The following is a 6,080-nucleotide window of genomic DNA, read 5'->3' as shown; positions in this document are numbered from 1 at the left end:
CCCTGAGCCCGCCCAGGACCTCGACATGACGGCCGTCGCTGCGGCCCAGTTCGAGCGGTCGGGCTTCGAGCGCGTCGTCGTAACGACCGAACACCACCTTCCAGTCGCGCAGATCCTGGATCGCGTCGGCCGATACGGCCACCGGCACCTGCGTTTCGTCCGCCACCACCTCGACGGTGACCGGCAGGCCGGGTCGCCACAGTCCCTTGTCGTTGGTCACAACGATGCGCGCCACCGCGCTGCGCGTCTGCTCGCCCATCAGGGGGCTGACATACGCGATACGCCCCTCGGCTACGGCCTCGAACGCATTCGCCCGCACGGTCGCTTTCTGCCCCGTTGCAACCACTGCCAGATCCTGCACGGAGACGGGGGCTTCGACCCATACCGAGGACAGGTCGGACACGGTGAACAACGCGGCATCCTCCTTCACCGCCTCACCCACCGAGACCCGCTTGTCGGTCACGACGCCATCGATCGGTGCGCGCAACTCATAGCGCGTCAGGCTTCCGTCACCGCCCGGCACGCTGCCCAGCGCGGCCAGCTTCTGCCGCGCACTCAGCGCATCGATTTCGGCTTCCTGCATCGCGGCCCGCGCCTGCAACATGTCCTGTTCCGGGGAGATTTTCTCTTCCCACAAGGTCTTCTCACGTTCGTACGTGGTGCGTGCAAGGGCGAGACGGCGTTGCGCCGCGAGAAGCTCCGTGCGTTGATCGGCCAGAGCCTGGCTGCTCAGCACGGCCAGAACCTGGCCCTTGCGGACGCGGTCGCCGGCGTTGGCGGCCACGGACTCCACCAGCCCGGCCAGGCGGGGCACGACCTGCACGGTGCGGTCGCTGTTGTAGCGAACCTCACCCAGCAGGCGCACGGTGGTGCCGATCGTCGCCGGCCCCGCGGTGGCGAGCTCCACGCCCGCTCCCTGCAACTGCGCATCGGTCATCGCGACGCGGGCTTCCGCCTGTTCGTAGCCGAACTGGTAGGGCTTGCCGTCGTGCACCGCCCGTACCTTTACCGCGAAGGAATGCGGTTCGACCACCACGGCGTCGCCCTTGAGGTAGTCCTTCTCCTTTGCGAATTTGAACAGTTGCGCGGGTTGGCCCAGACGTTCGAGCGTGAGGTCGATCTGGCTCTGGTCGACATCGAGCGGCTTGCCGTCGAGATAGGTATACAGGCGGAACTGCGGCTCGACCCCCGTCTCGAAGATAGTCACTTCGACCGCGTAGCGTCCGTCACGCAACAACTTGCCGCCATGCGGACCTTTGGGCGGTTCGGCAGGCGTCTCAGCGTGCGCCTTGCCGTCTTCTTCGTCGTGCCCGTCGGCATGCTGGCCGCCCTTCTCGTCGTCATGGGTTGCCTCCTCGTGCCCGCCATGCCCGTCGCCGGCCGGGGCGGTTTTCTCGCTGGTCAGGATCGCAGCGCCGAGCAGGAATCCGACGGCGAGAACGGCGACAATCGCCAACATCTGCTTCTTGGGTTTCGGTTCATTCATAAAGATCTCCACGACTTCAACGGGTAGCGGGCGCAGATGCCGCGGGTTCCGCATCTCCGCTTCCCAGGATGCGATCCAGTTCGGCGCGGGCGCGATGGGCATCGGCCATCGCGCGCAGCGCCTGCACGCGCGCCTGCAGCAGGGTCCGCTGGGCGTCCAGAGCCTCAAGAAAACTGAACTTGCCAAGTTCGAATCCCTTGACCGCCGCTTCATAGGCGCTTTGCGCGCCGGGGAGCACCTGTGTGGCGAGCGATCCGACCTGCGTGCGGGCCGACTCCAGCCGTTCGCGCGCCTGCGCGGCATCCGCCGACACCTGCAGTTGCGCGGATCTCAGCTCCTCGCGGGCCTTGTCCTCGCGCTTCAGCGCCTCCAGCAGGTTGCCCTGGTTGCGATCGAACAGCGGCAGCGGGATCGAAACGCCGATGACGGCCTGGTTGCGGCCGAGCGCTTCCTCGCGCTTGGCTCCCAGGCTGACGGTGAGATCCGGGATGCGGCGAGCCTTCTCGAGTTCGGTGAGGGCCATGCGGCGCTCGATCTCCAGTCGCGCCCGCCGCAACGCGGGTGAGTTCTCCAGCTGTCTTTGCAGGTCTTCCAGCGTTGGCGCTGGCGGCAACGCGTCGAGACGGCCGTCGAGCACCCAAGCATGAGGCTGGCCCTGGCCGAGCAGCACAGCCAGTTGCGCCTGCGCACTGCGCCACTCGCTGCGCGCCTGATTCGCCTCCACCTGCACGCCGGCTTCGGCAACCCGCGCCTTGGTTTCCTCGATCGACGCCACCTTGCCGGCTTTCACGCGCAGAGCTGCCGCGCGCGTGGCGCGATCGGCCAATTCAAGGGCTTCGTCTGCCACGCGCACACGTTCCTGTGCGGCGAGGGCATCGAAATAGTTCGTCGTAACGGCTGCGCGCACCGCCAGTCGCCTTGCCACCAGATCCTCGGTGGCGATGGCGTAGCCGCGCTCGGCTGCAGCCAGCCGCGCGCCACGCTTGCCACCCAGTTCGATCGGCTGGTTCAGTTGCAGTGTCGCGGTGCGTGTTGCGCGCTGTGTGTCTTCCTGCAGGTAGGAAATTTCGGGGTTGGGGTATGCACCTGCCTGCTGGCGAATGCCTTCGTTGGCGCCTACTTCGAGGGAGGCGCCCGCAAGATCCGGGTTATGGGTGAGCGCAAGGTCGATGGCCTGATGCAGGGAGAGTCGTTGTGCGCCTGCCGCGGCGCTCGGGCTCGGCGCTTGGGCAGCTGTTGGCACAGACGCAGCCGCTACCGGCTCAAGGTTCGGAGACGCGGTCGCAGGGCGGTCCTGCGCCCATGCGGCGACGGAAAGACACAACGCCACACACAGCGCCACGCCGCTCCTCGGGGGTATTCTTCTCATGAAATCCTCGTCGGGAATGAGGCCGATCCGATCGGGCGACGGGCGCGACGAAACGGATCACGGAAAACCGACGAGGGGGCGTACGCGATCGATCGTCGATCGGCGCGTGAACGACACGGATTACCCTCGCCGGCTTGTCAGGCGAGGGGGCGTTGGGGCGGCCGCAGCAGGTTGTCGCGCGGAGCGTCGGGGACAAAAGCCCCGTAAGGGCTGTCGTCCGTACCGGATGCGAATATCTCGGGCAGGCGCGAGTCCTGAACGATGGCGTGGGTGCAATGGCTGTGCTCGTGGTCGGCACTGCAACTCGCGTCCCACGCCTTGCCTTGCTGCGCCCCTTTCGCTTTCAGGACACTGCTCTGATGCTCACTGTGATGTGCGTGATGACCGATATGCTCCATGGCACCCGGACCTTCTTCGTGCTGGCAATACGCCGCCACAACAGCGGTTCCCCACTGCAGCGGCAGAAACAACACGAAGAAAGCGATCAGGAGATTTCGCACGAGGCCGATTGTAGGGGACAGCAAAGCTTCCGTCACCTCGTGGATGCACGCGCAACGGGACGGAATGGTAAAACATGGGACGGGCGCCACAACTGGTCATCGGCCATGCAAGGTCGAACACCGGGAAGGCCGATGCTCTGTCCCGCCACCGCGGCGAGCCTGTCAATTATCACCATAGAGTTCGTCCATGCGCGCCCGCTCCTCGGGCGTCATGTTCACCAACTCCTTGATCACCTCTTCGCGGGTCTTGCCGGGTCCGACATCGCGGGAAGGCGGGGGCAGGCCGCGCAGCAGGTACGAGTAGCTGCCATCGGCTTTGGCCTCTTCGAGTTCCTTCAGCACTTCGGCACGCGTCTTGGTGCCTGTGGAATGGTCGGGATGAAAGGTGAAACCGGCCTCGTTGTCTGCGGGGTGCCACAGCGAACCGGCCAGGGCCGCGGCCGGCGCGGCGAGGACGGCGGCGAGCAAGGGTACGAGGGTGGCGGTACGGATCTTGGACATGATGGGCTTCCTTTCGTCGATGCAGGGGACGGTTCGGCTCGGGCAACGGCCGTTGCAGTCCGGCCGGACACGGGACGTACTGTAGAAAACCGTCCACGTCGAATCGCGAACAGCCCGATTACGAATTCGTAATGTCGCGGCACTGCGCTCTTCGCGATAATTCGCGCATGAAGATCCTGGTCGTCGAAGACGAGCCGAAGCTGGCCGAATACCTGCGCAAGGCGCTGACCGAGAGCAGCTACATCGTGGATGTCGCACACAGCGGCACCGAGGGTCGCTACCTGGCGGTCGAAGGGGGTTACGACCTCGTCCTGCTCGATGTCATGCTGCCGGGCCTGGACGGCTTCGCCGTCCTGCGCGAACTGCGGCGCGACAAGCACGTACCGGTGCTGATGCTCACCGCGCGGGACAAGGTGGAGGACCGCGTGAAGGGTCTGCAGGCGGGTGCGGACGACTATCTGGTAAAACCTTTCGCCCTGTCCGAGCTGCTCGCCCGCGTACAAGCGCTGTTGCGGCGCGGGGCCATTCCGACGGCCGGTCAGGATCTCACGATCCTCAGGCTGGCCGACCTCGAACTCGATCTGGTGCGCCGCAAGGCGTCGCGCTCCGGGCAGCGGCTCGATCTGACGGCCAAGGAATTCACGTTGCTGACCCTGCTGTTGCGCCGGCACGGGCAGGTGCTGTCGCGCACCACACTGGCCGAGCAGGTGTGGGACATGAACTTCGACAGCAATACGAATGTTGTTGAGGTGGCGGTGCGCCGCTTACGCAGCAAGCTCGATGATCCTTTCGCGAAGAAATTGCTGCACACCGTGCGCGGCATGGGCTACGTCCTCGAAGACCGGGAACCGTGAAGATGCGTAATCCGCGTTCGCTAGGCCGCTGGCTGTCGTGGTGGCTCGCAGTGCAGACCTTCATCGGGCTCGGATTCGTCTGCATCGTTGTGTATGTGGCCACCAACCACAACTTCTCGGCGAAGCAGACTGAGGAGCTGCGGCACAAGCAGGACGTGATCCGCCACCTTGTCCGCGAGATCGCGACGCCGGAGGAACTGCCGAGCCTACGTCACAAACTCGACGATTTTTTCATCGGCCATGCCGACCTCAAACTGCGGCTGACCGAGGACGCCGAGACGCTCCTCTACATGACGCCGCCGGCCCCCGAGCCCGCCGCGAACCTGCGACGGATTGAATTCGAGATCCCTTCGCCGTGGTCAGCCACGTCCGTGCTGCGTGCGGAATTGGCGCTCGACAGCAGTTCCGACGCCCGACTGCTGAGGCATCTGGCGTGGACGCTGCTGGCGAGTGCGCTGGCCGGCGCATTGGTCGTCTCCGCCGGCGGGGCGTGGCTTGTACGGCGCGCGCTGTTGCCCGTTCGCGACCTGGCTCGACAAGCCGCCACGCTGAATCCGGAAAACGTCGGGCAGCCGCTGGATGGCTCCGCGCAGGCGCAGGAACTGCAGCCGCTGGTCGCGCAGTTCAACGCGCTGCTCATGCGGCTGGACAACGCATACCGGCAACTGGAAGGCTTCAATGCGGACGTCGCCCACGAACTGCGCACGCCGCTGGCGACACTGATCGGCGAGACCGAACTCGCGCTGAGCCGCGAACGCGACATTCCCGAGTTGCGGGACGTGCTGGGATCGAACCTCGAGGACCTGCATCGCCTCGCGGGTCTCGTCAATGACATGCTGTTCCTGTCAAAGGCCGATCGCGGCGAGCGGGCGCGCCGAAGCCCTGTCGGCAGCCTCGCCGCCCTTGCGGCCGAGGTCGTCGAATTCCACGATGCAGCGCTACAGGAGGCCGGCGTCAGCGTTCGCGTTTGCGGGGACGGCGGCGGCGACTTCGATGCGGGTTTGTTGCGGCGCGCGATATCGAACCTCCTCGCCAACGCGACGCGATTTGCGGAGCGCGGGTCAATGATCGATCTGGACATCGAACCCGACAAATCTGGCGGCGTACGCTTGTCCGTCAGCAACGTCGGGCCGGAGATTCCTGCGGAACATCTTCCACGCCTGTTCGACCGCTTCTATCGGGAGGACACGGCGCGCGAACACGGGAGCACCAATCACGGACTCGGATTGTCGATCGTCGCAGCGATCGCGCGCATGCACGACGGGCAGACATTTGCGCGGTCGGTGGCCGGTCGGACCTCCATTGGGGTCACGTTGGGGATGTGACTGCTCTGCAGTGCGCGGACGGTAACAATGTGCCAAGTTCGCCTA

General features: G+C 65.5%; 6 protein-coding genes. 2 read left to right on the top strand and 4 right to left on the bottom strand.

All coding sequences use genetic code 11. The annotated features are described in order from the left end of the window. The 4 genes from GPA27_RS18175 to GPA27_RS18160 form a co-directional block, all read right to left on the bottom strand. Nucleotides 1-1,486: efflux RND transporter periplasmic adaptor subunit (locus tag GPA27_RS18175; protein WP_169141901.1), on the bottom strand; the 1,486-nt coding region annotated here is incomplete at its 3' end. Between the two features lie 16 nt (nucleotides 1,487-1,502). Continuing rightward, nucleotides 1,503-2,828, bottom strand: a complete 1,326-nt coding sequence (locus GPA27_RS18170) for a TolC family protein (protein WP_169141904.1) — start codon at nucleotides 2,826-2,828, stop codon at nucleotides 1,503-1,505. Nucleotides 2,829-2,992: 164 nt separating this feature from the next. Continuing rightward, nucleotides 2,993-3,355, bottom strand: coding sequence for a hypothetical protein (locus GPA27_RS18165; RefSeq protein WP_169141900.1), 363 nt, complete (start codon nucleotides 3,353-3,355; stop codon nucleotides 2,993-2,995). Nucleotides 3,356-3,517: 162 nt separating this feature from the next. Further along, a complete protein-coding gene (locus tag GPA27_RS18160) occupies nucleotides 3,518-3,856 on the bottom strand; it encodes a DUF4148 domain-containing protein (RefSeq protein ID WP_169141899.1) in 339 nt (112 codons plus the stop codon). A gap of 167 nt (nucleotides 3,857-4,023) precedes the next feature. Here GPA27_RS18160 and GPA27_RS18155 point away from each other — a divergent pair, with 167 nt between their 5' ends. Beyond that, complete coding sequence (locus tag GPA27_RS18155) at nucleotides 4,024-4,710, top strand: heavy metal response regulator transcription factor (RefSeq protein ID WP_169141898.1); 687 nt, start codon at nucleotides 4,024-4,026, stop codon at nucleotides 4,708-4,710. 2 nt (nucleotides 4,711-4,712) lie between these two features. Further along, entirely contained in the window at nucleotides 4,713-6,035 is a 1,323-nt protein-coding gene (locus GPA27_RS18150; protein WP_169141897.1) for a heavy metal sensor histidine kinase, read from the top strand. Nucleotides 6,036-6,080: the final 45 nt, after the last annotated feature.

This window comes from Aromatoleum toluolicum, from assembly GCF_012911005.2.
GTDB classification, from domain to species: domain Bacteria; phylum Pseudomonadota; class Gammaproteobacteria; order Burkholderiales; family Rhodocyclaceae; genus Aromatoleum; species Aromatoleum toluolicum.
The sequence above is the reverse complement of the archived record's forward strand: the minus strand, read 5'-3'. Positions and strand labels throughout refer to the sequence as shown.